This window comes from Thermosediminibacter litoriperuensis (genome assembly GCF_008124715.1).
In the GTDB taxonomy this organism is placed as follows: Bacteria; Bacillota; Thermosediminibacteria; order Thermosediminibacterales; family Thermosediminibacteraceae; genus Thermosediminibacter; species Thermosediminibacter litoriperuensis.
The window spans coordinates 90744-112757 of sequence record NZ_VNHO01000004.1; the positions used below are offsets into that span (position 1 = coordinate 90744).

Annotated in this window: 20 protein-coding genes; 2 read left to right on the top strand and 18 right to left on the bottom strand. The window is 47.1% G+C overall.

Features of this window, described 5'->3' with window-relative positions; genetic code table 11:
• Positions 1–8 precede the first annotated feature (8 nt).
• Together LZ11_RS02555 and LZ11_RS02560 are read right to left on the bottom strand one after the other, a co-directional pair.
• Complete coding sequence (locus LZ11_RS02555) at positions 9–1205, bottom strand: transaldolase family protein (RefSeq protein WP_148866345.1); 1197 nt, start codon at positions 1203–1205, stop codon at positions 9–11.
• Positions 1206–1406: 201 nt separating this feature from the next.
• Complete coding sequence (locus LZ11_RS02560; protein WP_148866346.1) at positions 1407–3140, bottom strand: sigma-54 interaction domain-containing protein; 1734 nt, start codon at positions 3138–3140, stop codon at positions 1407–1409.
• A 193-nt stretch (positions 3141–3333) separates the two neighbouring features.
• Between LZ11_RS02560 and LZ11_RS02565 the strand changes: the two genes are divergently transcribed.
• Positions 3334–5349, top strand: a complete 2016-nt coding sequence (locus LZ11_RS02565) for a thioredoxin domain-containing protein (RefSeq protein WP_148866347.1) — start codon at positions 3334–3336, stop codon at positions 5347–5349.
• Between the two features lie 26 nt (positions 5350–5375).
• On the opposite strand, the gene LZ11_RS02570 is transcribed toward LZ11_RS02565, so the two are convergent.
• From LZ11_RS02570 to LZ11_RS02590, 5 genes are read right to left on the bottom strand one after another with little or no spacing between them, the layout of a single operon-like run.
• Entirely contained in the window at positions 5376–6809 is a 1434-nt protein-coding gene (locus LZ11_RS02570) for an RtcB family protein (protein WP_148866348.1), read from the bottom strand.
• A 31-nt stretch (positions 6810–6840) separates the two neighbouring features.
• Positions 6841–8136, bottom strand: coding sequence for a TIGR02679 family protein (locus tag LZ11_RS02575; RefSeq protein ID WP_148866349.1), 1296 nt, complete (start codon positions 8134–8136; stop codon positions 6841–6843).
• Positions 8133–12308, bottom strand: a complete 4176-nt coding sequence (locus LZ11_RS02580; protein WP_148866350.1) for a TIGR02680 family protein — start codon at positions 12306–12308, stop codon at positions 8133–8135. The genes LZ11_RS02575 and LZ11_RS02580 overlap by 4 nt, the downstream gene beginning before the upstream one ends.
• Positions 12286–13455 carry a TIGR02678 family protein gene (locus LZ11_RS02585; protein ID WP_148866351.1) on the bottom strand — a complete coding sequence of 390 codons (1170 nt, stop codon included), beginning with the start codon at positions 13453–13455 and terminating at the stop codon, positions 12286–12288. The genes LZ11_RS02580 and LZ11_RS02585 overlap by 23 nt, the downstream gene beginning before the upstream one ends.
• A 5-nt stretch (positions 13456–13460) precedes the next feature.
• Complete coding sequence (locus LZ11_RS02590; protein ID WP_148866352.1) at positions 13461–14948, bottom strand: TIGR02677 family protein; 1488 nt, start codon at positions 14946–14948, stop codon at positions 13461–13463.
• 125 nt (positions 14949–15073) lie between these two features.
• On the opposite strand from LZ11_RS02590, the gene splB reads away from it, so the two are divergent.
• The gene (gene splB / locus LZ11_RS02595) at positions 15074–16099 is read left to right on the top strand and encodes a spore photoproduct lyase (RefSeq protein WP_148866353.1); all 1026 of its coding nucleotides are present in this window, start codon (positions 15074–15076) and stop codon (positions 16097–16099) included.
• Here the strand turns inward: splB and LZ11_RS02600 are convergent.
• From LZ11_RS02600 to LZ11_RS02650, 11 genes are all read right to left on the bottom strand, one after another.
• Complete coding sequence (locus LZ11_RS02600) at positions 16077–16373, bottom strand: CPF_0552 family protein (RefSeq protein WP_148866354.1); 297 nt, start codon at positions 16371–16373, stop codon at positions 16077–16079. The genes splB and LZ11_RS02600 overlap by 23 nt on opposite strands.
• 76 nt (positions 16374–16449) lie before the next feature.
• Positions 16450–17253: a carbon-nitrogen family hydrolase gene (locus tag LZ11_RS02605; protein WP_148866355.1), complete on the bottom strand. Its 804-nt coding sequence runs from the start codon at positions 17251–17253 to the stop codon at positions 16450–16452.
• A 75-nt stretch (positions 17254–17328) separates the two neighbouring features.
• Positions 17329–17739, bottom strand: coding sequence for a DUF3842 family protein (locus LZ11_RS02610; RefSeq protein WP_148866356.1), 411 nt, complete (start codon positions 17737–17739; stop codon positions 17329–17331).
• Positions 17736–17936 carry a CooT family nickel-binding protein gene (locus LZ11_RS02615; protein WP_148866357.1) on the bottom strand — a complete coding sequence of 67 codons (201 nt, stop codon included), beginning with the start codon at positions 17934–17936 and terminating at the stop codon, positions 17736–17738. Before LZ11_RS02615 ends, LZ11_RS02610 begins: the two co-directional genes overlap by 4 nt.
• A gap of 12 nt (positions 17937–17948) precedes the next feature.
• Positions 17949–18185, bottom strand: a complete 237-nt coding sequence (locus LZ11_RS02620; RefSeq protein WP_148866358.1) for a DUF8180 domain-containing protein — start codon at positions 18183–18185, stop codon at positions 17949–17951.
• Positions 18186–18300: 115 nt separating this feature from the next.
• Positions 18301–18582, bottom strand: coding sequence for a PDGLE domain-containing protein (locus LZ11_RS02625; RefSeq protein WP_148866359.1), 282 nt, complete (start codon positions 18580–18582; stop codon positions 18301–18303).
• Positions 18579–19235 carry an energy-coupling factor ABC transporter permease gene (locus LZ11_RS02630; RefSeq protein ID WP_148866360.1) on the bottom strand — a complete coding sequence of 219 codons (657 nt, stop codon included), beginning with the start codon at positions 19233–19235 and terminating at the stop codon, positions 18579–18581. The genes LZ11_RS02625 and LZ11_RS02630 overlap by 4 nt, the downstream gene beginning before the upstream one ends.
• Positions 19236–19427: 192 nt before the next feature.
• Entirely contained in the window at positions 19428–20267 is an 840-nt protein-coding gene (locus LZ11_RS02635) for an ATP-binding cassette domain-containing protein (protein ID WP_148866361.1), read from the bottom strand.
• Positions 20252–21007, bottom strand: coding sequence for an energy-coupling factor transporter transmembrane component T family protein (locus LZ11_RS02640; protein ID WP_148866362.1), 756 nt, complete (start codon positions 21005–21007; stop codon positions 20252–20254). The genes LZ11_RS02635 and LZ11_RS02640 overlap by 16 nt, the downstream gene beginning before the upstream one ends.
• Positions 21008–21221: 214 nt before the next feature.
• Complete coding sequence (locus tag LZ11_RS02645) at positions 21222–21641, bottom strand: RNA polymerase sigma factor (protein WP_148866363.1); 420 nt, start codon at positions 21639–21641, stop codon at positions 21222–21224.
• 77 nt (positions 21642–21718) lie between these two features.
• A complete protein-coding gene (locus LZ11_RS02650; protein WP_148866364.1) occupies positions 21719–21985 on the bottom strand; it encodes a helix-turn-helix domain-containing protein in 267 nt (88 codons plus the stop codon).
• Positions 21986–22014: the final 29 nt, after the last annotated feature.

Here is a 22014-nt window from a genome sequence, read left to right on the forward strand (position 1 = left end):
ACTTCCTTTTAAAACAGTGACTTAACGTATTCTTCTAAACCTACCATAGCCTTTGAAAATTGGTTATAAGTTGTAACAGTAGGCTCTAAATTTTCAAATTCTTCAGGACTAATGGTATCCTCGCCGTAAGCTTCAGCAAAATACGGAATTTTCAACAGTTTTTCCATAACTTCATCCGGGACAGATTCTTTACTTTTATCTTCTATGGGCCTATCCAAATATAACAACATAAATGACTTGATTAGCTCGGGATTCATAGTGTACACCAGATTACATCCTGCAAGTTTTTCGATATGCCAGATACACTGTATGCCATTTACTTTAGGGCTAACCCTGCTTGAAGCCACCAGCATCTTGCTGGGGTAGTTCCTCTCTGACAGAATCCTGCAAGCTTTTTTGGTTATAGCAATGCCCGCCCATCTTTTCATTTCTTCTGTAAGGTCTATACCTCTTTCTTTTGCCTGCTGCTCAAAAATTTTGGCATCTTCAAACCTTCCTATCATAATGGTAATAACCGAACGCCATCTAGAATAATCCACCCCATATTTTTCTCCGACGGCCTTTCCCTGTTTTACAGCTTCAGCTACCGCCATTATCTGAGGCAACGTAAAGCAAAGAGTTGCATTTGTAGGAACGCCGAGAGATGTAAGAATGAAAATCGCGAGTACTCCAGATCTGGTAGTGGGGATTTTTACCATTATATTTGGCTGCAGTGCTTTCAATTCAAGGGCCTGCCTCACCATTTCTTTTTCATCGGTAAAAAGCCTCGGGTCCACCTGAGCTGACACGTAACCGTATTTGTATCCGGATTTTTCAAAAAGAGGAAGGTATCGTTCAGCACCCCTCTTGCAGGCTTCCTTATATGCCTCCCAAGTCACTTGTTTGTAATCCATTCCGGGATTGGCCTTGATTATATCCCGGATTATTTTCTCCCACTCAGCTTTTAAATTATCAAATACAGCTTTTGTAAGCGGCGGATTGGTAGTCACTCCCTGAAAAACCCATTTCCCCGGCTCTAATTTTTCATCCCACAACTTTTTAAGTTGCAAGCTTATTAGTTCCTTTAAATCTTCATCGACTGAACTTATAAAATCACTGCACCATTTTTCATAAATAAGCGGATTTGAATCCCACCATAATTCCATATCTTGCGATAATGAGTTAAGCCTTTCCATAGCACTTTTTTTGTAAGTATCGCGAGTCATTTGACAACCTCCCGATTGGATAAATTCCTAAGTACCCATGGAAAGCAATATCTATGCCAAAAAAATTAGACCTCCGTATAAAAAATACGAAGGTCTTTTTGCCTTGAGCTCATTGGATTTTTTGCTTCTCTAATGTTTAAAAAAACATCAGGTTTTATGCAATTCTAAAGCCAATTTACTGCAAAAATGCATTAACACTAACTATAATAACTTCGATTCGAACTTCTTCAATTTCCTTATTATTGTTGATTGGTCTACTCCCAGTATTTCCGCAGCTTTATAGGTGCTTCCGCCTTTTTCTATGGCCCGTTTTATCAACTGATATTCCACGAGGGCACTTGCTTTTTTCAAAGGCATTATTTCAGAAACATAAACGCCTTCAGATTTATTTGTTTCTTCTCCATTTAACAATTCTACCGGCAAATCTTTTTTTGTTATATAATTGTCTTCCGAAATCACTACTAGCCTTTCAATTACATTTTCAAGTTCTCGGACATTACCTGGCCACGAATATCTCATAAAGGCCTCAATCACTTCGTTCGTCAGTTGTTTTGAACGGCCGTATTTTTCATTAAACAAGTTTAAGAAGTGATGAGCCAGAATCGGGATATCCTCCGGCCTTTCCCTTAGGGGAGGCACCGTAATAGGAACCACATTGAGTCTGTAATAAAGATCCTGTCTGAATTTTCCGTCTTTTACTAGCTCTTTTAAATCCTTATTTGAGGCAGCGATTATCCTCACATCAACTTTAATAGTTTTTATACCACCCACCCGAATAAATTCTTTTTCCTGCAAAACTCTCAAAAGCTTTACCTGTAAGGGAAGCGGAAGCTCGCTAACTTCATCTAGCAATAGTGTACCTTTATCTGCTACCTCAAAAAGTCCTGGCTTGCCCTCGCTTCTTGCCCCTGTAAATGCGCCCTTTTCATAGCCGAATAATTCTGCCTCAAGTAGGTTTTCTGGTATTGCTCCGCAGTTAATTTTCACAAAAGGCCCATTACTCCTGTCGCTTATATTGTGAATATACTTGGCAAGTACCTCTTTGCCTACACCTGTTTCACCGTAGATCAATACAGTAGATTCTACTGCGGCGACTTTGTTTACGGTCTCCATTAATTTTTCCATGGCTCTACTTCTGTATATTATCTCGGAATTTTTGATGTGGGCGATTCTCAGAGATAACAGCTCTTTTTCGTATTTTTGAAGAAGCTCCTTAGTCTGTTTCAGTTCAGTCTTCAGCTTTTCTTCATCGGTGATATCTTTAGAAATACTGACAACTCTTTTAATGCCTCCCTGTTCATCAAAAACAGGTGTAGCAGTTACCAATAATTTCCGACCGGTTTTTGTCTTTTGAGTTACTGTAACCGGTTTTTTCTCTTCAATAACCATCCGTGTAGCCGATGGAAAGTACATCCCGTTTTTTTCCAAATCTTTTACATTTTTCCCTATGAGGCTTTCAGGTTTTACTCCATAAAGTTTTTCACAGGATGAGCTTATCCTCACTTTTGAACCTGACCCATCGGTAATGCAAGCCAGATCGTCAGAACAAGCCATAAAAGCTTCCAGGTCAGTCTTCACAAGGTCCAGTTCGTTTTTAATAGATTTTATACTATTCAACATGAATGAAATTATTTCTTTATACGTTATTACACCCTTTATTTCGCCACGATTACCGTTTACGAGAAAAAATTCCCCATTATAGTTCTTGATGTCGATGCTGTCGTGTTCACCAATTATCCGAAATGAGGTTATAGGCGAGCATTTTTTTATATCAAAATTTTCAGATAACGACAATATTTTTAACGGTAAACAATCGCTATTCAGAACGACTATATAATCGCAATCTTTGGGGTCAAACGCTACGTTTTTATCCAGATCCGCTTCCTTAACCGGTAATATTTTTTTATTCATAAACCGCATGGCTTTTTCTCTCATAGCAACTCACCTGACAAAATTTTCTTTATTTGTGATGCTACTAATATTATATCATATAAATCCCAATATTTCAGTGAAAATTCGCACAGAAAATTTATCCAAATCCCCTTAAAAAGATTTTAATTGAACACCATCTTATTTTTTTCTTTTCACGAGACATAATAAGTACAAACTTAAGCCGGTGGGTAAAATTATGGATAACGAAAACAAGAAGCCAAACAGGCTTATAGATGAAAAATCTCCGTACCTGCTTCAGCACGCGTACAATCCGGTGGACTGGTACCCGTGGGGATATGAAGCTTTCGAAAAGGCCCGCAGGGAGGAAAAATTAATATTCTTGAGCATCGGTTATTCCACCTGCCACTGGTGCCACGTGATGGAGAGGGAAAGCTTCGAAGATGAAGAAGTAGGGGACATACTCAACAGATACTACGTCTCCATCAAAGTCGACCGTGAAGAGCATCCCGACGTGGACAATTATTACATGGGAGTATGCCAGGCCCTAACCGGCAGCGGGGGCTGGCCTCTGACCATTATCATGACTCCCGACAAGCACCCGGTATTTGCGGCAACTTATCTACCAAAGGAGGACTCCTACGGCCGGCCGGGACTCAAAACCATTCTTTTAAAAATAAACGAACTGTGGCAGAAAGATAGAGAAAGGTTAATCACCACCGGCAGGGAAATAGTGTCATCGATTAAAAAGCTGGAGCGCACCAGTCCCGGGGAACTGGATCCCGGGGTGATCGATAAAGCCTTTGAAACGCTGAAGGCCTCTTACGACAGGAAATACGGCGGATTCTTCGGGGCGCCCAAGTTTCCGATGCCCTGCACCCTGCTGTTCCTGCTCGGGTACTATGACTACAGGAAGGACCCCGAAGCCCTAGAGATGGTGAAAAACACCCTAAAAAACATGTACAAGGGTGGCATATACGACCATATCGGATTCGGCCTGTGCCGGTATTCCACCGACAGGCGATGGCTGGTACCCCATTTCGAGAAAATGCTGTACGACAACGCACTGGTTTGTTTTGTCTGCGCCGAAGTCTACAAAATAACCCGGGACGAGTTTTTTAAGACCTTTGCTCTCGAAATAATAGACTACGTCTTAAGGAATCTCAAAAACCCGGACGGAGGGTTTTACACCGCCGAAGACGCCGACTCTGAAGGAGAAGAAGGCAGGTTTTACACCTGGACGCCGCAGGAAATAAGGCAAGTGCTGGGCGACCGCGCCGGCAAGTTTATGGAAAACTACAATATAACCGAAAGGGGAAACTTCGAAGGAAAAAACATCCCGAACCTTATAGGCAGGGATCTCTCCTGTAAAATGGACGAGGATACCAGAAAAAAGCTCTTTGAATACAGGGAACAAAGGGTAAAACCTTTCAGGGACGAAAAAATACTGGTTTCGGGCAACAGCCTAATGATCGCCTCCTTGTTCAGGGCATACGGGATTACGAAGAACGAAAACTACAGGAAAGAAGCCGAGGTCGCTTTGAATTTTATCCTGGAAAGAGCCCGGGGGGCCGATGGGCGCCTACACGTCGGATACAGGAACGGAATTATGAAGGCCAGGGCGACCTTCGACGATTACAGCCATCTTTTATGGGCTCTTCTGGAGGCTTACGAGTATACCCTCGACACAGGTTACCTTAATAAAGCAAAGTCTCTGGCGGATGAGATGATAGACCTTTTTTACGACAAAGAAGCCGGCGGGTTTTACCTCACCGGCAGCGATGTGGACCACCTGCCCGCACGGGCAAAGGACACCGACGACGGTGCTGTGCCTTCAGGAAATTCGGTTGCCGCTTTTTCCCTTGCCAGGCTCTCGAGACTGCTCTTCGACAGCGGCATGGACGAGCTTGCCCGAAATCAGTACAGGGTTTTCGCGAGGAGAATCTCCGCAAACCCCGTTTACCACACTTTCTTCCTCTACTCTTTTATATACGCGCTGACAGGCGGCATTGAAGTCATAATAGCCGGAGAAAGGCCGGAAAAATTCACCAACCATCTCATAGAAAATTTCTTCCCATATGCGGTTTGGGCCCATGCAGACAGTTTGAAAGAGATTATTCCCGCGTATGAAAACTACGGCAAAATTGGCAGTATGACGGCGGCATACGTGTGCAAAAACGGGTCCTGTAAAAGTCCGGTTACTACGTTGGAAGAATTCAAAGAAGCACTGGGCTTTGACGGGCATAAAACATAGGCGTTAAATGCTTCACAGCAGAGTCTTTAAGATTCCTCGCCTTCGCCTTTCAGGACTCCCATGGGCTTTAGCTTCACTACCGGCTTTGTGAGGCCGGCATCAACCAGGGTGAACACCACTTCATCGATGTCTTTGTAGGCCAAAGGCGCCTCATCGAGCAGTGCCCTTAAATTGCCCGCCGCTATAACCACGTTTTTGGTCTGTTCCAGGAGCTGTTCTCTTGTGAATTCGTTCTTTGCCCTCTTCCTGGACATGACCCGGCCGGCGCCGTGGTTTACCGAGCAAAAAGTCCGGTGTATTTCAGGGAGCCCGACCAGCACGTATGAGGCCGTGCCCATGCTGCCGGGGATTATAGCTGGATGCCCAGTATCCCTGTAGCAGGGCGGATTATCGCCGTGGCCGGCGGGGAGGGCTCTGGTAGCGCCCTTCCTGTGGACAAGGAGCCACCTTCCCCCGTGTTTTTCTTTTTTTGCGATGTTGTGGGCCACATCGTAAAGCAGGTCCAGCCCCAGCTCGGATTCGGGCTTTTTCAGGACCTCTACGAAAGCCTCCCGAACGAAATGGGTTATGAGCTGCCGGTTGCAGAAAGCGTAGTTGGCCGCGCAGGCCATGGCTTTCAAGTAATTCTGGCCGTCCTCCGAAAAAACCGGGGCGCACGCCAGCCCCTTCACAGGAGCCCTCGTGCCGTTCCTCTCGGAATGCTCCCACATAATTCTGGAATAATCGGTGCATATCTGATGCCCCAGGCCCCGGCTGCCAGTGTGGATGAGCACGTATACCATGCCTTTAAAAAGCCCGAACCTGGCGGCGGTTTCCTGGTCGAAGACCTTTGCGACCCTGCCGATTTCTATGAAGTGATTGCCGCCGCCTATGGTGGCAAGCTGGTCAGCCCTTTCCCTCGCCGCCTTGGGCACCGCTGCGGCATCTCCTACGGGGATGCAGCCCCGGTCCTCGATCCTCTCCAGGTCTTCCTTTCTGCCGAAGCCTGCCCTGATAAAATACTCGACGCCGATCTGAGCCACCGCATCCAGGTCCGGTTTTCGAAGAGCCTTCACCGCACTCGATTTGCCCACTCCGGAAGGCACACGAGATGATATGGCATCCAGGATCTTCGATATCCTTTCCTCATTGATTTCCCCTGCGTCAATCCTGGTGGTCAAAAGCCTGACGCCGCAGTTTATGTCCATCCCTACGGCACCCGCCGAGACTACACCGGTTTCGTAGTCGGTAGCCATGACTCCCCCGATGGGCAGCCCGAACCCGGTATGTATGTCCGGCATGCCGATAACGGGGCTTACAACCCCCGGCAGGAGCGAGGCGTTGTAAAGCTGGTTTATGGCTTCGTCCTCCCCGAAATCCTGAAATAACCCGGGACTGAGGTAAACATGAATTTCAACCTTTGATTCGGGATTGGTGAATGCGTAGCAGTTGGTGCAAACGGGTTTCAGTTTTCCCTTCATATCAGCCACACTCCATTTTTGTGATATAAAGCTAACTAATAACATCTATTATATCGGTACACAGTTCCTCCAGTAAAAGCTCTTGATAGCCTGCCTTTTTTGTTTCCATGATTCTCTCTTTAACAGCTGCGAGTTCGGGAGATGTAATGTTATTTAGAATAGAGAGTCTTTTTTTATTTAAAGCGCTTTCTGAAAGGGATTTCTCGTAATCCTCCACTGAAAAGCGCCAGAATTTGAAGTTTTCTTTGTATCTTTTTTCCAGCTTATCCGCAATCATAAGTCCTTCCGGGTCAAAATCTCCGGAATAAAAGATCTGCGTGCCAGATTTTGCAAGCATGTCGAGCAGCACCAGAGTAGCAAGTCTCGGCTGGCCGAAGGTACATACCATCGGCGGAAGCGGAGATCTTCCGTGGAAGAGATCGACCAGCGCAGTAAAAACGCCGGGATTTTCCAGGGCGAATACTATTTTTAAAGGGCTTACGACCCGCTCAACTCTGCTTAGATTCAAAAGAGGCACCTGTAATACCTGAGAGTTTTGAAAAGCCGCTTGCCATACCGGATCGCCGGCATCTCCTTTATATGCGGTAAGGCCGCACAAAGTAGTGAAGTTAGATATTTCGTCGATTATAAGCCCGGCCCTGTAGTATGCTTCGGCCCGGGCCTCACCACCTTTTAGTTCCTCGTCGAAGAAAAGGGTGAAAAGGGCGTTTAAAAACAGCGCACCGCAAAAGGTGTCCGGATCAAACCAGTGGGGATCTTTTGTTATCCGGGATGAAAACACCGGAAGCCTTTCCCTCTCATTTTTACCGGCCGGGAGATTATCGAGGGCTTCGCATACCAGCTTTATATCCTCGAAGAGTCCTGACCTATCGCTTTCCGAAACAAACCTCCGGTGCACCATCTTCCAACCGGCGGCCTGCATTTTTGCCACCTTTTCGAGCCAGATCCGGCTTCTATCCGATCCGCAGGCTGTCAAAAGCTCACCGAAAAAGTGCTCTTTTGCTTTCAAAAAGGCATCCTCTTCTTCCCTTTTACAGGTCAGAGGACTTCCGAAATAAGCCTCCAGTAGCTGTAAAAGGCTGTATTCCTCAAACCTGGTGCCCTTTAAAGATTCTTCAAAGGCCAAAAGGCCGACGGTGGCTTCATACGCTCGCGAGTAATCCCGTCTGAAATGAGCAGAAAGTACTTCTTTCTCTTCCGGCGTTAAATTTACGAGTCTGACGCTGCCCCCAACCCGGCCAAGGCTCCTGTATCTTTCCCGGAAGGCGGTAAAGAGCCTCTTATAGCCGGAGTGAGATTTAAAATATTCCAGGTCTTCCTTTTTCAGTTTAGTTCACCTCTCTGCTCCGACGCCGCCGCCTCATCCAGCGCATTCAACAACAGAATCCGCTTTTCCCCATCCCACAGGTATCTTATAACGGTAACACAGTTGGAGTTCTTCGGCCTTAACAGTTCACAAATAGAAAGCTGCGGCACCGTGTCATAATCGCCCCACAATACCTGAGAATTGATTATATAATTGAACCTCAGGTCTTCCATCAGCTTGAACATATCCCTTATGTTGTTGTCGTCTACACCGGCAAAAGCCTCATCCAGCGATATCACCCTCGGTGCGTCGGAACGGGCGGCTTCGTAGCGGGCATACACCGCCGAAAAAAGCGGTATATACATGGCCATGGCCTTTTCGCCGCCCGAAAGCCTGTTGAAGGCGCTGTCGGTGAGCTCCTTTCTGCTTTCCCCTTCTTTTTTGTAATAAAGTCTGAACTCGAACCAGCGCCGGTAATCGAGCACTTCTTTTATTATCCGGTGGAAAGTCTCGGCTGCCGGCCCTTCAGCGATCTTCTTCGCCGCTTCAACCTTTGATCTGAAGTGCCGGGTAACCCTCTCGAAATCTTCGGGCTTTAACATCTGAACACCGGATTTTAAAATTTCGACGAGTTCTCGAGTATCCATTTCCTCATCGGTCTCGGCGGGCAGCGGTTTCCAGGCGAGGGAAAAAGTGATGCCGCTGGAAGTATCCCGTTCGGCCATGAGGCGGTTCATGTTTTTTACCCAGTCTTCGGCCCGGAAAATTTTCGCCCTGATTTTGGCTCCCACATTTTGAAGCATGATTTCCTCGAAAAGCTTCCTGTCGGTTTCCCGAAGCAGGCTCTCGTTTATAGCTATCTCCTGCTCGACCGTCTCGAAAAGGGCATAAATAGATACACTCTTGCCCCTGAGATTTGCCGTTATTTGGAGCCTCCTCAGCCGCCTTACAGCTTCTGCCTCGTGTTCCGTTAAATTTTGGGTTTCTTCATCGAAGAGATAACTCATCGAAAGACCGTAGTTCAAAAGCTGATTGACGTTAATATGGAATGCATCCTGGAGCCTCTGGGTAATTTTCTCTTTGTCCTGGCCGATTTTTTCGATCCTGTTCCTGAGTTTCAAAATGATTTCCCGAGAGGTCTTCACCTGATCTTCTTCAGACCCGGCGATGGTACCGGTATCCCCAACTTCCCTGACAAATCCGAGTTCGAGTTCTTTTTGTAAGCCTTCCCGGTATTTGTCAAAAACTCTTTCAGCCAGAGAAATTTCGCCTTTGAGTTTTTCTAACTCTGCGCTTATGTTTTCTATCCTGGCTTCTGTTTTCGATATCCTGGAAGACACATCGCGGATTTCTCGGGGAATTGCGCTGAGCCTTTCAATGCAGGATTCCAGTTCAGCCTGAATCTCTCTGATCCCCAGAGCATCGAGGGCATCCTGCAGAGCTCGTATTTCTACTTCCATCGTTCTTATTCTTTCCTTTATCCCCTGCAACTCTACCTCCAGGTTTTCCGCATCCCGCCTTGCTTCCTGCGCTCTCTCCACCATCAAATCGATGTTTCCTTTAATTGATAGGAATTTTGAATAGTTTTTATCCAAGTCCGAAAGCGCATCCAGGTACCTATAAGCTTTTTCTTCTGCTGCTCGAAAGCTTTCCAGATTATGTCTTATCCTGAGGCCGGACGCCGCCTCCCTCGCTTCGGCTTTTGCCTTCTGGAGAGAATCGAAGAGGTCCGATACTATCTTTTTCTGTTCTGATAAATCTTCCTCCACGCGGTCCAGCCTTAGTTTTACGTCCTTCAGGGTTTCGAGCGCAGCCCTCAGGTCCTTGTCTGCCGGGAAGGAGCGGTAATCTTCTTTCAGATTTTCGATCCTTTTTTCAACGCCTTTGATCCTGCTTTCGACTTCCTGGATCTTCTGCCTTATCGCCTCCAGCTCTTCGTTTAATGCCCGTATTATTTCCTCCCGGTACCTCTTCCTCGCCTCAAAGCCGATAAACCTGGAAGCGACGCCGCCTGCCGCTTTACCCCTCAGCGCGCCGATGCCGAAGTAGCCGTCCCCGGTTACGAAAGTTTGCCCTTTCTCCTCGAAAACCGTTATATTTCTCATCGCTTCGTCCACTGCCCCGGCAAGTTCCCCGTTATCTTCCGGAAGGGACACCCTAAAATACTGAAAGAGGTCGAGCTTCATGCTGAATTCACCGGGCATTATGAACTTATCGCTTGAGTCTTTGTCCATGGCCATGGCCTGTTTTAAATATTCTTTAGGCACTATTAAAGCGTCTAAAATCCCCATTTCCTCAAGAGCAGCTTCAATTAGCCCCCGCGTCTCTTCGTCGATTTCCTCCCGAAACTCCACCGCTTTATAAAACGGTATATGTGGGATTCCCAGTTCCGCGAGCCTTTTCCTGTTCCTTTCCACCTGCTCGCTTCTTTCAGGTTCGGGTTCCTTCTTACTCCTCCACTCGGAAAGTTCCTCAGCTTTCTCGCTGTACGACTGTTCCATTTGTTTTTTTTCATTTTTCAGAAAGTGAAGCTCCTCCTGAAGCACTCCGTAATTTTTATCGTAAGCATGCCTCACTTCTGAAAGGATTTCGTCAAACCCGCCTTCTTCTCCGTAACGCAAGACCAGGCGGGCAATAGATTCCAGTTCCTGCCTTTCTAACTTCAGTTCTTCGTTCTTATCCGACCAATCATAAATTTTTTCCACATACTCGGTCTTGGCGCCTTCAAATATCTCTCCCCAGTTCTTCAACTGCCTTTCAAGGTCCCCGCGCCTCTTTTCCAGGTCTTCTCGATCCTTGAGAGCTTTTTGGTACTTTTCGGTAACGTCTCTTTCCCGCTTCAAAAGCTCGGAGACTTTCTTTATCTTTTCCCTGTGGCCCCGGGCCAGAGCTTCCCACTGGGAGAAATCAAAACCTCTACCGAAGGCACTGTTTAAATCGCCCGCAAAAAAAGAGTGTTCGACAAAATCGATCTCCTTTGAAAGTTCGTCCAATATCTCCTGGTCGTTGTGAATAATATTCTCAAAGCAGCACTTTTCTTCCTGCGCCTTTGCTATCTTATCTTCCAGATTTCTTATATCCCTTTCTTTACGGGATAATATTACTTCCTTTTCATCTTTTGCCTTCAAAAGCTCTCTAAGATCCCTTTCCTTATCTACAATCTCCTTTTTGATTTTGAAAGCATCGCTTTCCCTGAGGCTTTCCTCCTTTTTCCTCAGGGCTTTTTCCTCTTCCTCCAGAAGCTTCAACCAATCGTGAAATTTTAAAAGATTATCCCTGTGTTCTTCCAGCTCCGCTTCCAAACTCCACTTGCTTTTCCTTAGATCGCTCAAATTAGAATGCGACTTTAAAAACATGTTTGCTTTTTCGTAAAGCATGAACCGGTTGTAGTCGTCGTACTCCCCCTTTATCTTCGAAAGGGCTTTTTGGCTCCTTTTCAAATCCTCCAGTCGCAACTTTATTAGATCCATGTTCTCTATGGTTTCGGAAAGAGGGCGCAGGTCATCGTCGCTAAGGGCCGGAAGAGAATCCATTAAAATTCCGTATATTGTAGAAGGCTTAAAGTCCTTTGAAAGCTTCGGGCTTCTTAGGTACAGCAGGATTTTTATCAGATCTTCGTATTCTTCAAGGTTGTCGAAGCCGAAAAGGTACCGGTTTACCAGCTCCATGTAATCCCGCTGGCTTTCCACCACCTCACCGCCGCTTCCGATCCTGTTTTTCAGCTCCCGTTTGGAAAGGGGAACCTTCTCCCTTTGGCCTTCCTCTCCTACTTCATATTTGTACAGGAAAAAATCAACCCCTATTCGCCTTCCGTCCAGAATGATAAAGTACCAGATATCCAGGCCCTGTCCCCGGCGGGCTCTCAGACCCATGCCGGTGGTTATGTAGTTTTCAACCTCTTCCCTTTTGAACTCCATAAAGAGGTAACCGGTGCGCTCGTCCAGGCCGTTTATCTCTTCCTCGCCCAGAAGATAATCTTCCAGCTTTCTTGCCCTCGAGCCGAAAGGGTCAAGCCTTTCCGGGCTCCTGTTGCCGTCGAGCAAAAGCGGTATGAAGCTTTGCATGGTTACAGACTTGCCGGCACCATTGGAACCGCGAAGCAGCAACCTTCCGCCGGCAAATTCGAACACCTCTTCGTCGTAATACCAGAAATTTAAAAGACCGACCCGGTTAATCATCCAGCGACTCTGCATTTCCAACTTCCCCTTTTTTGTAAAAATCGGGCGGGTAGTCGCCCTCGAATTTCCCAAGTATGGGCAGGATCCTGACCGTACCCGAATCTTTCTCAACTTCTATCATCTTCCAGAATTCCAGAAAGGTTACTACCTCTTCATAGAGCTTTTCAAAGAACTTCTCCCGGTAGGTTTTGTACCAGCCTCGCTGATAGCGGTCCTTAATCTTTTTGATTTTTTCTTTAAATTCCGGTTCAGCCATCTCGATGCTGTCGTCGACGTTTACTTTTAATGCTGAGGATTCTACCTCCTCTCTTATAGCGCGGGAAAGGAGGAGGGTTATATCGGATATATTGCTGTTCGTTTCGGGAAAACAGGATTTCAGGTATTTTGACCGGTTTAATATCAAAAAGGCGGAGCTTTTATGGACGTGGAGCGCAGCCCCCAGGTATTTCTCAAAGTCCCGATGAATAGTGCCCCTGATATTCTTTATATATAAGAAATCTTCGTCCTGGGGGCTCTTGCAGTAGACGGCAGGCGTAAGCAGAAGTTTCCTGTATACCCTGTGACGCCTGATTTCAGGGCGGAGTCCCGCTTCTTCTGAAAACTCATCTATCAAAAAGTCCTCGGGTGTAAAATCTTCAGAAAATTCCCTTCCAAGGGCCCGGAAGAAGAACCTGGATACTCCGGTATTCTCATAAAGTACCTCGGTATCCCGGTCATCAGCAAACCGTTCCTGATCCCCGTCATCTATTTTTATCAAGCCTATTTCAGCAGCAAAATTCAGGGTACGCACTAAGGATTTCCTGTGGGTATATAAAGTCCAGTCGACTTTTTCCTCGCCGGGAAAGGATGCCTCGATAAACTCGGTAACGCTGGATAGCACGAATTGCTCCTCGGGACCTTTATCCTCCAGAAAAGCAAGGAGCATACATAAAAAGGCGTAGTCCAGGGGTTCCTTAAACTGCTGTATGCCCATCCATTCTTCCGGTTCCGCCGGTATCTTTTCCAGTTTTATAAGCTGCGAATTCACTATGAGACGAAAGCCCAGCTTTTCTTCAATGAAATTGGCTATATTAGGCAGCGCATCGCGCACCTGATGGTAAAGTTCTCTGTCTTTTCCCCGTAAAATCCAGAAGTTTTCGAGGAGGATTTCCAGTTCTTCCAAAGGTATCACCCCGCGCTTTCAAACTCTATGATGAAAGCCGGCATATATATGTTGCCGTCGACGGACCTCATCCAAATCCTTTCCCCGTTTTCGGGGAAAAGCACCCTGTATGCTATACCGTCTTCCGTTCTACCCGTGTTTCCTTTAGTGCCCATGGCCTTTCCTATCCATCTAAGAAGCGTTGTTCTGACAAAGGGAGCAACTTCCGGCAACTCTCTCAGATCTATCCTGCCGTTTTTTATATAACTTCTTATGACATCCCGCTCCCTTTCCTGGTCTTTCAAATGTTCGTTCAATATTTTCAGCCTTTCTGCGCTAGTATCCCGAATGGGGCTCCTGGCAGTGCCATCGCCGTAACTTCTCGTCTTCGGCTTTATCACGATAAAGCCGGGCCTTTCTTCCCATACGCTGCTCGTTATGCTGTCTGTAGCCCGTTCAAAATCGCCTACCAGATGGCGAGTATTAAAGCAGCCGAAAACAACAGCCGAGAGCCTGTGGGCTTCTCTTAAATCTGGGCACTTTGCGAACATCAGCGCCAGTTTCATATAATCGTTCTTACGGCTCGCTGCCCTGCTCTGGCTTTCAGCGATCCTCGCGGCATAGCGGGTTATCCTCCTAATTATTTCGTTAGTGACGTTTAAAAGCCTCTGGGCTTCGCTTTCTCCACCCCCGTATCCCAGAAACCATCCAGCGATATTTTCCCAGCGGTTCAGCACGCTTTCCCTTATTTCATCTCGGCTGGGTATTACATCCAGTCTCGGTATGCTCAGCTCATACTCCACTACTCTGTCAAGGGCAGAACTCAAATCGCTTTTTTCAAGGTTTCTTAAGAAATCTTCGATGGCCGGGCAAAAATGTTGGAGGTCCTTTATAAAGTCCCTTAAGTATTTGACCATCTTGTCTTTATAGATTAAAAAAGCTTCGGTTCTCATGAGCTCATCAGCCCTGGCACTGTGAAGCCCGGCGATGTAGTCGGTGGCATTGTGGTAGATGCTTTCAAAATATCCGTTCAGTTCCTGCCACCACCGGCTTATATAAGCCTGATCCTCGCTCTTTGCTACTTCCGTGATTTTCGTTATACTGGTAAATACCCTGGCAAAAAGTGAGGGCTCCAACGATCCGCCATATCCCACCATGCTTTCGAGCTTTATAGCCACCCTCTCCAGCTCAATGGAATACGGTGTGAGCTGGTAGCGAAATTTTTTATTTCTAAACTCTTCCAGCGTCGCAGCCTTGCCGGTATCCTGTGTGGCTATTAAATTTTTCCACTGAACCAGGGTGTTCAAATCCTGCTCGCACTTTTCCATAGTATAGTCGAAAAAAGCCTCTACTTTTTTAAGGTAATTAAAAACGTCTTCTTTGTAAAGGAAATAGCGAAGGCGCTGGTGCTGCTCATAAAAATACCTCATGATCACCCGGTATCTCGAGGCGTTGTCCGCCGTCAAATACCTGGCTTCATCGAGAGGTTTCAACAATTCTGGTTTTACGTTCATATTGATCACCGCGATCTTTCTAATTACCGGCCTTTAAATAAAGTTTATCATTTGATAAACGGGAATTCAACACACATTAATTGATAATACATATTAGGGGAAAAATAAAACTGAGGTGAAAGACTATGGATCTCTTTATCCCCAAAAGGGCTTATTTTGAACGCGAGGCCCTTGACTACCCCCTGGGAAGGCAGATATATTACAAAATGCAGGAACTCGGCGTCGACATTTACTTCATAGGGTCCCATAACAGGGTTACCGGCATACCCGGAAAGAATCCCCAGGAAGCTTATTTCGAAGCCAAGAGGACCCTGGTCGTCGGCATCCGGCGCAGCCCGGAATTCCAAAGCTGCAAGCCTTCCGCCCACTACCAGCTTCCTCTGGTTACCAGCTGCATAGGCGAGTGCGAGTACTGCTACCTCAATACGACCCTGGGGAAAAAGCCTTACATCAGGGTTTACGTAAATATTGACGAAATACTGGACCGGGCGAAAGAGTACATTGAAAAAAGGCTGCCGGACACCACCATTTTCGAGGGCTCGGCCACTTCGGATCCGCTCCCGGTGGAACCGTATACCGGTGCTCTCAAAAAGACCATCGAGTTTTTCGGAAAACAGGAAAAGGGCCTTTTTCGGTTCGTTACAAAGTTCACCAATGTGGGTTCACTTCTGAATGCAGAGCACTGCGGCAGGACCACCTTCCGGTTCAGCATCAATTCCGAAAGTGTCATAAAAAATTTCGAGCACAGGACCCCGCCTCTGGAAGAAAGGATCGACGCCGCTTCGAAAGTCGCCATGGCGGAATATCCGCTGGGCTTCATAATAGGCCCCATCTTCCACTATCCCGGCTGGAAACAGGAATACGGCGAATTGCTGGAAAAACTCAAAAAGGAGCTTTCCGGCCGGGTAAAAAATCCGCCGGAGTTCGAACTCATAACCCACCGCTTCACCGCCAGGGCAAAGAAAAACATCCTGGATGTGTTCCCCAAGACTAAGGTACCGCTCGACGAAAGGGAACGGGTATTTAAGTTCGGCCAGTTCGGCTACGGCAAGTACGTATATCCGCCCGATAAAATGGAGGAGTTAAAGGAGTTTTTCGAAGAAAAAATCCGGGAATGCTTCCCGGATGCTAGGGTTCTATACTTTGTATGAGTTCATCGATTTCGTCGTTGAAGGAGAGAATTATCCTCTTGGCCTTTACCCTTTCGAGGGAATTAAGTTCATTTTCAAGTTTTTGTATATCTTCATCGGAGCCGCAAAGCTGGAGTATAATGAGGCCTTCGTTGGAACAGTTTTTCTCATCTACATCGTGAAGCCCCAGGCGAACTCTGATATTGCACCCGTATTTTGTAAGTATCTCCTGCACCTTAGGGGCCGACTGGGTCCGGTTGTCTTGCAAAATAGCCATTATGGTTTTACAATTCATGAATAATCCCACCCGTCATAATGTTTATTATTGGCTTATCTTCCCAGCCATTTAATATTTTTTTACCTTTCAGCCCCTAATATGCATCCGGCCGCCGGTCCTCAAATACGGGTATATATCCCCTCACCTGATCGACGACGGAAAGATCAATAGTTGTTTCAAAAACGCCTTCCCTTTCATCACCTTCCAGCAGTACTTCCCCCCACGGGTTCACAACAAGGGACATGCCCGGGAACACGGCATCGCCCTGGTTCCCCACCCTGTTGACGCCCACCACGTAAAATTGATTCTCTATAGCCCTTACAATATTCAGGAGCTTCCAGTGCATGTGCCTGGGTTTGGGCCACTGGGCCGGCACGAAAAGAATTCTGGCCCCTAGCAGCGCTATTTTCCGTATGAATTCCGGGAACCTGATGTCATAGCATATAGCAAGGCCGCAAGTTATGCCGTCCAAGTCGAAGGTGACGGCCCCTGCACCCGGCGCCAGATACTTTTCCTCGTCCATGAGCCTGAACCTGTGAACCTTATCGTACCGGGCGACAACTTCCCCGCTCCTGTTGATGACGTAAGCCGTGTTGTACACCCGTGGCTCTTCCGCTGGTGAGTCAATCCTGAAATCAGCTATCGAACCCGCCACTATGTTTATGCCGTTCTCCGCTGCCACTCTTTTGAGCCACTCCACAGTGGGCCTACCGTCCCTGTCGGCTATGTTAGAGAGTCTTTCCAGGGCATAACCGGTGTTCCACATTTCCGGTAGTACAACTACATCGGGCTTTACCCTTGGTTTCAAAGCCTCCCGCAACAGCCCTTCCAACTTCCGGCGGTTTTCCTCCGGGTCACCATGAACTACATCCATCTGAATAAGGCTCAACTTAAGCATAATAGATCTCCTTTCGTAAAAATTACCGAAAAATACAAAGCCCCGGTGTATGGGGGCTTGTCAGGTTGAAAGCAACTACAAGAGGGCTTTTATTTTATCTATTGCGTCCTTTATGGCAAGAAACAGCGGTTTTTTTTCGATGCCGAGGACCGTGATGTCTTCGTTGTCTATGATGGGTATGAGGATTTTTCTGGCGCTGCAGGATGCTATGGCCTCCGCGATCTTTGGGGTTATCTCACCCATCATGCAATTGGGAATAACTATACCCAGGGAGCCGACTATAACGTCGACTTTCTTTACGTTGTATAAAATGGCGTTTTCCCCGGTGGCACCCTTGTTGGCTTTTTCCTTCATCATGTTTGAAGTGGCGGTGGAATTGGTCCCCAGTGCGTATATTTTTATGTCCTGGGGTAGATCCTGCCGCAGCAGGGCTATAATCTGGCTGCCTATGCCCCCTCCCATCCCATCTACAACCGCAATTATCATTTTTTATCTTTCCTGCTTTCCAGTATTATTTTGTGTTCCAGAAGTTTTACTTCTTTGATTACCGCATCTAGGATTTTTTGCTCCCCCAGAAGGCTGTACATGAACACCCTGCCATCCTGTGGTTCTATATAAACCACATTTTCCATTATCTCTCTTTCTTTTCCGTTTTCAAGCAGGTAAACCTTCGACTCGCACATAATACGCACCCCTCATATGTATTTCTTCGCTTCCAGGAGAAAGTCGCTGGCCGCCTTCAAGGCGTCAGCCGCTCTTGTTATCATTTTGGAGACTTCGCCTTTCCCCAGCTTTTCTGATTTTTCGGCCCACTGCCGGAAATTTTCTTCATGGGATCGATTGTGCTCTATCCAGTGGGCAAGTAAGATCCGCAGGGTTTCGATATCTTTGTTTTTTTCATCATTGCTGGTGGTTTGATGACCATCGCCCATATTAAAAACCCCCCGCTATATTTTCTACTTTTATTTTAAAACACAAGCCACTTTTTGCAAGTGACCTTTCAGGGTAATTTAACCGATTAATTTACATTTAACCACAACGGAGGTTTTAAGGTAATTTGGATAATATCCTGGTCCAACCATAGGTAAACACCAGCGTCAGCAAGGTGCCGACTATGCCCGCCAGTGCTGTGGACACCTTTTCGCTGTGTATAACGGTGATTGTGTAGTCAGGCATGGGTGAAAACCGGACTGCCGGCAATTGACCGTTCTCGGAAAAGGCCAGGTCCTCCGCAACCCTTTCAAGGCCGTCCGGATGAGGTGATGCAAAAGGTGACAGAAAGGCCGCGACAATCAGCGCTGCCACAAGTATTATCCCCCATCTCTTCAATTGACTCCACCTCCAGCGTCAGGATTCATAGAGACTTTTGCCTTTAAGTTCAATACCCTGCCCACGTAGGCCACCGCCGCACAGGTTATAAGCCCCTCGCCGATTCCTATGACGGCGTGGACGATCATCATCGGAGTCAGCACCGCACCGAGGCGAACGGTTCCCGACAGGGCCAGTTCCGCGCTTGTCAGAAACGCCGCCGCCATAACGGAAAACCAAGCCGAAAGGAACGTGGCCGCAGTACCACTTCCCGCAAAGTTAAACTTTCTCACGGCATTATAAACAAACTGGGCCACAAAGGGCGCCGCCACGGCTATGTTGAGAATGTTGGCACCAAGGGCAGTCAGACCCCCATCCTGGAAAAACAGGCACTGAACTATAAGCACTGTGGTCAAGATGAGGCCCGCACTGTAAGGCCCAACCAGTACGGCGGCCAGAGCCGCCCCCAGCAGGTGGCCGGAGGTTCCCGCCATCACCGGAAAATTCACCATTTGAGCGGCAAAAATGAATGCAGCCATCACCCCCAGCGCCGGCAGCTCCCTCTCGTTCAACTCTTCTTTCACTTTTGCCATATTATGCTTCAGCGCAAAGGCGCTGGCGGCTGCGGTGGCAACCACGGTTTTGGCATCGAGAAATCCATCGGGTATGTGCATTAAAAACACCCTTCCTTTTACTCTTTATTATGTAATAAAAAAGCCATGACGGACCCCGGCGGATTCATCCACCAAAGACCTTCATGGCAGGGTTAACGTATCTTCATGATACTTCCCGTAAATTTTTCAATTATTACTGGATTATATTATAAGGTATTATTATATTTTTGTCAATTTTAAAATAACCTGATTTTAGTGTACAGGGGGTGAGGAGTTCTTCAGAAATCTTCTGATGCACTCTGCGGCTTCGTCGATATTCCTTGGAGCTTTCTCCAGCCGTATTTCGGGTATCTTTTGAAAAAACCTGACTATTGTAGGATATTCCAGCCCGGACCGGTTTATTACTTCCTCCCGGGAAAGAACTTCGGGCCCTCCCTGGGCCTGGACCGCCCCGTCCTTTATGACCACCACCTCATCGGCCCATTCATAGGCAAAATCCACATCATGGGTGGCAACTATGACAGTCCTGCCTTCACGGTTTTCCCTCTCTAGAATCCCGGAGAGGTCCGCCTTACTGGCAGGGTCAAGAAAGGCATGGGGTTCATCCAGTACCAGAATCTCAGGTTTCACCGCCAGGACACCCGCTATGGCCACCCTTTTCCTCTGGCCGTAACTTAAATGAAACGGCATTCTTTGGGCAAATTCCTCCATTCTCACAGCCTTCAGTGCCTCATCCACCCGATTTTTGATCTCGTCCTGGGACAAGCCGAAATTTGCCGGCCCGAAGGCGACGTCATCCCACACGGTCGGAGAAAAAACCTGGTCGTCGGGGTCCTGGGACACAAGACCTACCATTTTTCTCACACGTTTTTCGTTTTTTCGGTTGACCTCCACACCCAAAATTTTGACCGTGCCCTGCTGGGGCAGGTAGATACCGTTTAAATGCAGGAGCAGAGTGGACTTACCTGCGCCGTTGGGCCCCAGAATGGCGGTTTTTGAGCCCTTTTTTATCTTCAGAGTAACGCCCCTTAACGCCACGGTGCCGTCCCTGTGGCGGAAAGCAAGGTCACGTATCTCTACCGCGTAATCCACGACACCGCCCCCAGTTCCGCAATTTTAAAAGCCAGCGGCACGGCAACCACGGCCGCCCCCACCAGCAAATCTTTTTTCCCCGGCTTTTCGGGAATTTGCACTAACCTTATATCGCCGCTGTAGCCCCTTGACAGCATGGCAGAATATACCCTTTCGCTTCTTTCAAAGGAACGCAGGAATAAAACGGCCACCGTCTGCCCTATCACCTTCATGGCGTTCGTATGCCAGAAATTTTTACCCCCGGCATAGCCTCTTGCCTTTCTTGCTATCATCATCCTGGAAAGTTCGTCGGTCAGAATATCAGCATACCTGACGGTAAAGCCAACAAGATTTACCAGCACATCGGGGACATGCAGGGCCCTCATGGAAAAAAGCAGATCCCGGAACGTCATACTTGAAATGGCGGTGTTGAGCACTAAAATGGCACATAAGGCCCTTAAAAACAGCACAGCGCCCCTTCCGTATTGCTGATTCGCATAAAAATTAATAAAAATCAGCGCGGCGTTCATGACGCCTACAAATAAAACCGGCCAGATGATGCGGCGCAGGGCATTCAAAACCGGAAACCCCAGAATGCAGAGCAATATCAAATACAACAAAAAACAGGCAACCAGATACTCCCAGGTATGAATAGTCGTAACAACAGCAACGTAAAGAACCGCCGAAATCAATTTTACACGGCCATCCAGCCTTTGAAAAAGATTGCCTTTTTGCTCTTCTAATTCAAATGCATTATTCAAATCTTACACCCCTGACGGAAACTAGCCGCGTATAAAAAAGTAAAACGGAGTATTCTGCTTAAGTGGAGTTTCCTAATCTATTATATAATAAAATCAGTTTCACGCAACCCCGCAAGGTAACTCGAAAGACTCGCTTGTCTTGAGGATCAATTTAGACCTCACCGCCGGAACGGTCAAGGGATAGCAAAAAAAGCCATAGCGCGGGCTATGGCTTTCAGCTCATACGCAGGTATTTTTTCAACTTGCTCAAAGCCCTGTTCTTTATCTTATTTACCGCCGGCTGGGATATTCCCAGTCTTTCGGCTACTTCTTTCTCGGTGGCACCTTCAAAGACCGTCGCCATTATGACTTTTTGCTGTCTTGCTGTTAGCAGCATCAGGGCTTCTCTGACGAATATCCTGTCTTCCACCCGGGACAGTACATCTATTCCGTCAGCTAGGGTATCTATCAATTCCGGAGATTCACCATCGGCATCCCTGCCCACCCTGTTGTTTAAAATCAGGAGCTCGTGTTGTTTCAGTTTTTTCTGCTTCAAGTAAAGCCTTATCGCTTCTCTTTTAAGGCCCTTTAAAAACCAGGCCGCAATCCTAGCATCTTCGGGGTCGAGTTCGTAGAATTCGGGGATACTGACCATACACATTCACCTCCCCGGCTTATTTCCCTACCATATAAAGAGAGGACATGAAGCCGTATTATAACCCCCTGCCAAAATTATTCTTGCTTTTTTATATCGTTTTTCTCTCTCAGACCGGCCAAATAGCGATTCAGTTCTTCCCTGCCCCAGTTGGTATCAGGCTGGTAGCGCTTCACCGCCTTGACAATCCACTCCACCAGGTTGGAATACATTTCTCCGTTACCCACCCTGCGCGTGTATTTTTTAACTATGGGCACAAACCTTTCAACTAGCTGGACAAGGGCCTCCTCATCACCGTCTTTTGCCCTATATATTAATTCCCTAAGCTTTGGTTTCATTCCCATACCAAAACAGTGCCCCCCTTCCTGAGTCT

What these genes read in the sequence shown, in the direction of transcription:
- LZ11_RS02555 (WP_148866345.1), bottom strand. Translation starts at nt 1,205, where the DNA reads ATGACTCGCGATACTTACAAAAAAAGTGCTATGGAAAGGCTTAACTCA.
- LZ11_RS02645 (WP_148866363.1), bottom strand. Translation starts at nt 21,641, where the DNA reads ATGGTCAGTATCCCCGAATTCTACGAACTCGACCCCGAAGATGCTAGG.
- LZ11_RS02605 (WP_148866355.1), bottom strand. Translation starts at nt 17,253, where the DNA reads ATGCTTAAGTTGAGCCTTATTCAGATGGATGTAGTTCATGGTGACCCG.
- LZ11_RS02590 (WP_148866352.1), bottom strand. Translation starts at nt 14,948, where the DNA reads ATGAACGTAAAACCAGAATTGTTGAAACCTCTCGATGAAGCCAGGTAT.
- LZ11_RS02630 (WP_148866360.1), bottom strand. Translation starts at nt 19,235, where the DNA reads ATGCACATACCCGATGGATTTCTCGATGCCAAAACCGTGGTTGCCACC.
- LZ11_RS02570 (WP_148866348.1), bottom strand. Translation starts at nt 6,809, where the DNA reads ATGAAGGGAAAACTGAAACCCGTTTGCACCAACTGCTACGCATTCACC.
- LZ11_RS02610 (WP_148866356.1), bottom strand. Translation starts at nt 17,739, where the DNA reads ATGATAATTGCGGTTGTAGATGGGATGGGAGGGGGCATAGGCAGCCAG.
- LZ11_RS02560 (WP_148866346.1), bottom strand. Translation starts at nt 3,140, where the DNA reads ATGAGAGAAAAAGCCATGCGGTTTATGAATAAAAAAATATTACCGGTT.
- splB (WP_148866353.1), top strand. Translation starts at nt 15,074, where the DNA reads ATGGATCTCTTTATCCCCAAAAGGGCTTATTTTGAACGCGAGGCCCTT.
- LZ11_RS02600 (WP_148866354.1), bottom strand. Translation starts at nt 16,373, where the DNA reads ATGAATTGTAAAACCATAATGGCTATTTTGCAAGACAACCGGACCCAG.
- LZ11_RS02565 (WP_148866347.1), top strand. Translation starts at nt 3,334, where the DNA reads ATGGATAACGAAAACAAGAAGCCAAACAGGCTTATAGATGAAAAATCT.
- LZ11_RS02620 (WP_148866358.1), bottom strand. Translation starts at nt 18,185, where the DNA reads ATGGGCGATGGTCATCAAACCACCAGCAATGATGAAAAAAACAAAGAT.
- LZ11_RS02580 (WP_148866350.1), bottom strand. Translation starts at nt 12,308, where the DNA reads ATGCAGAGTCGCTGGATGATTAACCGGGTCGGTCTTTTAAATTTCTGG.
- LZ11_RS02615 (WP_148866357.1), bottom strand. Translation starts at nt 17,936, where the DNA reads ATGTGCGAGTCGAAGGTTTACCTGCTTGAAAACGGAAAAGAAAGAGAG.
- LZ11_RS02650 (WP_148866364.1), bottom strand. Translation starts at nt 21,985, where the DNA reads ATGGGAATGAAACCAAAGCTTAGGGAATTAATATATAGGGCAAAAGAC.